Below are 311 nucleotides of genomic sequence, written 5' to 3'. Positions count from 1 at the left end.
AATTAAATTCTCGAAAGATGGAGAAGATGGAGTAATTGTCAGGCTGCATCGCTTTCACTAGCGGGGAATATTGACCCCGACAATTGCCACTTTTCCAGGGTATCGGGGGAAGCACCCAGAATCTGAGCTGCTTCCCCTATCTTGACTAATCTCTGTGCCTTGACAAAACCTAGTTAAAAACCTTGGCGTTGCATAATAGAGATATGAATGGAGGAAATCAAAATGCAATGCCCTGAATGTAAATCTACCCATATCCGTAAAAATGGCATCAATAAACAAGGTAAACAAAATCCTATTTGTGTAACCTGTGG

At 41.5% G+C, this 311-nt stretch carries 1 protein-coding gene; it reads left to right on the top strand.

The features are described 5' to 3' along the window. Positions 1-222: 222 nt before the first annotated feature. Positions 223-311, top strand: an 89-nt coding sequence (locus MiAbW_RS19365) for an IS1 family transposase (RefSeq protein WP_133164151.1), incomplete at its 3' end; no start/stop codon positions are given.

Source organism: Microcystis aeruginosa NIES-4325 (genome assembly GCF_008974145.1).
GTDB lineage: Bacteria > Cyanobacteriota > Cyanobacteriia > Cyanobacteriales > Microcystaceae > Microcystis > Microcystis aeruginosa_G.
This window is presented reverse-complemented; position numbering and strand designations above follow the sequence as displayed.